General features: G+C 61.6%; 3 protein-coding genes. All 3 read right to left on the bottom strand.

Annotated elements, in window-relative coordinates:
• Window positions 1-1,098, bottom strand: a 1,098-nt coding sequence (locus tag ACRZ96_RS21100; protein WP_170819531.1) for an iron-containing alcohol dehydrogenase, incomplete at its 3' end; no start/stop codon positions are given.
• 67 nt (window positions 1,099-1,165) lie between these two features.
• Window positions 1,166-2,548 (bottom strand): aldehyde dehydrogenase family protein, encoded by a 1,383-nt coding sequence (locus ACRZ96_RS21095; protein WP_480772364.1) that lies wholly within the window; start codon window positions 2,546-2,548, stop codon window positions 1,166-1,168.
• A 128-nt stretch (window positions 2,549-2,676) separates the two neighbouring features.
• On the bottom strand, window positions 2,677-4,026 hold a 1,350-nt coding region (locus ACRZ96_RS21090; protein ID WP_480707755.1), incomplete at its 5' end, for a glutamine synthetase family protein.

Raw genomic sequence — 4,026 nt, 5'->3', positions numbered from 1 at the left:
GATCGGATTCCCTCCGCATGAGGGGTCGATGATTGCGCCCTGGACCAGTTCGGGGATGGCGGCTTTGGTGACGCCGAGGTCGGAGAGTTTGCGGGGGATGGCGAGGCTGTCGTTGAACTCTTGCACGAAGCTGCGGAAGCCGTCGAAGCCGCCGTCGATGCCCAGATAGGCGGCGGCTTGCTGGAAGCGGTCGGCGATGACTGGCGCGTTGAACTCGAGCACGGCGGGCATGCAGACCGCGTTGGTGGTGCCGTGGTGGGTGTTGAACACCGCGCCGACGGGGTGGCTCATGGCGTGGATGGCGCCCAGGCCTTTCTGGAAGGCGGTGGCCCCCATCGCCGCCGCGCTCATCATCTGGGCGCGGGCTTCGATGTCGGTGCCGTCCGCATAGGCACGTGGCAGGTAGTCCTTGACCAGCCGCATTCCTTCCAGCGCGATGCCCTGAGACATCGGGTGGTAATGCGGGCTGCTGAACGCCTCGACACAATGCGCGAACGCATCCAGACCGGTGCCTGCGGTGATGAACTTGGGCATGCCCACCGTCAGCTCGGGGTCGCAGATCACCACGGTCGGCAGCACCTTGGGATGGAAGATGATCTTCTTGGCGTGGGTTTCAGAATTGGTGATGACGCTGGCGCGCCCCACTTCGGACCCGGTCCCGGCGGTTGTGGGGACGGCGATGATCGGCGCGATGGCATCGGCATCCGCTCGGGTCCACCAATCGCCGATATCCTCAAAGTCCCAGACCGGGCGCGTCTGACCACACATGAAGGCGACCATCTTGCCCAGATCCAGCCCCGAGCCGCCGCCAAAAGCGATCACCCCGTCATGGCCGCCCGCGTTATAGGCCGCAACACCGGCCTCGAGGTTCTGTTCATTGGGGTTCGGGTCCACATCCGCGAACAGACCCCGGCCCAGACCGGCGGTCTCCATGATATCCAGCGTCGCGGTGGTGATCGGCAGGTCGGCCAGCCCCTTGTCGGTGACCAGCAGCGGCTTCTTCATGCCGGCCGCAGCACAGGCTTCGGGTAATTCATTGATCCGCCCGGCCCCGAATTTGATTGCGGTTGGATAAGACCAGTTTCCAACAAGTGACATGTTTGCTTTCCTTCGTGTCAAAAGGCCTGCCCCGGCGAGGGGGTCATTCCGAGGCAGGCCGGCGTCCTTAGCCCGTGACCTTTTTCAGGTGATAGGATTTGGGACGTGTCAGGTTGTGATAGCCAATGACCGAGAGACCGCCGCCGCGCCCGGTATTCTTGCAGCCGGTCCAGCACAGGCCGGGATCCAGATAATCGGCCCGGTTCATGAAGACGGTGCCCGTCTCAATCTGGTCGCCCACCCGCGCTGCACGGTCCAGATCGCGGGTCCAGAGGCTCGCCGTCAGGCCAAACGCGCTGTCATTCATCAGCCGGGTGGCCTCGTCATCCGAGGACACTTTCATGATGCCCACTACCGGGCCAAAGCTTTCATCCCGCATCACCCGCATGTCATGGGTGACATTGGTCAGGATCTGCGGCGTCAGATATGCGCCGCCATCATCCTCGGGGAAGATGTCGATATGGGCCACCGCACCAGCCTCGACCGCCTCGGCAATCTGCGCCCGCACCTCATCGGCAAAGCGCACATTGGCCATCGGGCCAATGGTGGTCTCAGCGTCCAGCGGATTGCCCAGCTTATAGCCCTTCACGATCTCCACCGCCCTGGCGACGAAGTCGTCATACAGGCTTTCATGCACATAAATCCGCTCGATCCCGCAGCAGCACTGGCCCGCGTTGAACATTGCCCCGTCGATCAGCGTCTCAACCGCCGCCTCCAGATCGGCATCGTCCATCACATAACCCGGATCCTTGCCGCCCAGCTCAGTCCCGACGCCGGTAAAGGTGCCCGCCGCCGCGCGCTCCATCGCCTGGCCGCCGCCGACCGAGCCGGTGAAGTTCACGAAGTCGAACGCATTGCCCGCGATCAGATCGTTGGTCACGTCATGGCTCAGAAAGACATTCTGGAACACGTCTTCCGGCACACCCGCTGCATGGAAGGCCTGCGCCATACGCTCGCCCACCAGCAGGGTCTGCGTGGCGTGTTTCAGGATCACCGTATTACCCGCGATCAGCGCCGGGGCCACCGTGTTGATCGCCGTCATGTAAGGATAATTCCAGGGCGCCACCACAAACACCACCCCATGCGGGATGCGCCTGATATAGCGCTTGAACGTCTCATCTTCGCCCACCGCGATATCAGCCAATGCGCTTTCGGCAATCCCGGCCATATGGCTTGCGCGCTCGTTGAAGCCGCCAAACTCACCGCCATAGCGCACCGGGCGACCCATCATATGCGCCAACTCGGGCACGATTTCCTCATTCATCGCGCCAACAGCAGCCACACCCGCCATCACGAGATCAATGCGTTCCCGCAAGGGCCGCGCCGCCCAAGCCGCCTGTGCGGCCCGCGCCCGGCCCGCAACCTCAAACGCGGCCTCCCGCGACAACACCTCGCGCTCGGCATAGACCGACCCATCAATCGGCGAGACACATTGCAACATCTGCCCCATAGTCACTCCATCTCTAAAGAGAGCAGGATCCCTGCTTCATCTGGCCATAAATATCTCTGGGGCCGCCATTGGTGCGCCATTGGTTCGAGCGCCGATGGCGGCGGGGCTGGCCCCTCGCTTTCACCCTCTCAAGCCCGCTCAAACCCGCGGGCAATTTCCCAATCGGTCACCACGCGCTCAAACTCTTCGATCTCAACCTCGGCCGCGCGCGCATAGTGATCGACAACGTCATCTCCCATCGCAGCCCGCAACATCGCCGAGCCATGCAGCGCATCTCGCGCCGCGCGCAGATTGCCCGGGATCATCCCCGTCTCTCCCTGATAGACGTCGCCCGTGGTCGGCGGCTGCAACTCCAGCCCTTCTTCGATCCCAGCGATCCCCGCCGCCAGCATCCCAGCCATCGCCAGATAGGGGTTCATATCCGAGCCCGGGATACGGCATTCCACCCGCACCGCCTTGGTGCCGTCACCGCACAGGCGGAACCCGGCGGTGCGGTTGTCCACCGACCAGATGATCCGCGTCGGCGCAAAGGTCCCCTTCATGAACCGCTTGTAGCTGTTGATGTAGGGCGCCATGAAACAGGTGTAATCGGCGGCGTATTTCAAAAGACCCGCCATGTAGCTTTTCATCACATCCGACATGCCGAGCGGGTCTTTTTCGTCGAAAAAGATCGGCCGCCCCTCGGACCAGAGCGACTGATGCACGTGGCTGGAACTGCCCACTTTCTCATGATGCCATTTCGGCAGGAAGGTCGCGGCATGCCCATGCTGCCAGGCAATCTCTTTCACCGCGTTCTTGGCGATCGAGTGATACTCGGCCGTCTCCATCGCAGGCGCATATTTGATGTTCAGCTCTTCCTGCCCGGTCTCGGCCTCACCTTTCGTGTTCTCGACCGGTATCCCCGCATCCCACAGATGGTTGCGGATCGGGCGCATCACATGCTCTTCCTTGGTGGTCTGAAGGATGTGATAGTCTTCGTTGTACCCCGAGATCGGCTCAAGGTCGCGAAAGCCTTCCTTGCGGATCTGATCAAAGCTTTTCTCGAACAGGAAAAACTCCAGCTCGGTGGCGCACATCGCGTCATAACCCATCGCCTTCAACCGGTTCACCTGACGCTTCAGGATCGAGCGCGGCGCGTGTGGCACTTCTTCATGCGTGTGATGATCCAGCACATCGCACATCACCATCGCCGTGCCTTCCAGCCACGGTACAGGGCGCAGAGTGCTCAGATCCGGCTTCATCACATAATCGCCATAGCCCCGCTCCCAACTGGTCGACGCATACCCATCCGGCGTCCCCATCTCGAGATCCGTCGCCAGCAGATAATTGCAGCAATGCGTCTCTTCCCAAGCACCCGCAACAAAATGACCCGCATGAAACCGCTTCCCCATCAAACGGCCCTGCATGTCAACCAGACAAACCAATACCGTATCAATCTCGCCAGACGAAACCTCAGCCTTCAAATGCTCAAATGTCAG

The sequence above is a fragment of the Ruegeria sp. CF1 genome (assembly GCF_056537445.1).
The sequence above is the reverse complement of the archived record's forward strand: the minus strand, read 5'-3'. Positions and strand labels throughout refer to the sequence as shown.

What these genes read in the sequence shown, in the direction of transcription:
- ACRZ96_RS21095 (WP_480772364.1), bottom strand. Translation starts at nt 2,548, where the DNA reads ATGGGGCAGATGTTGCAATGTGTCTCGCCGATTGATGGGTCGGTCTAT.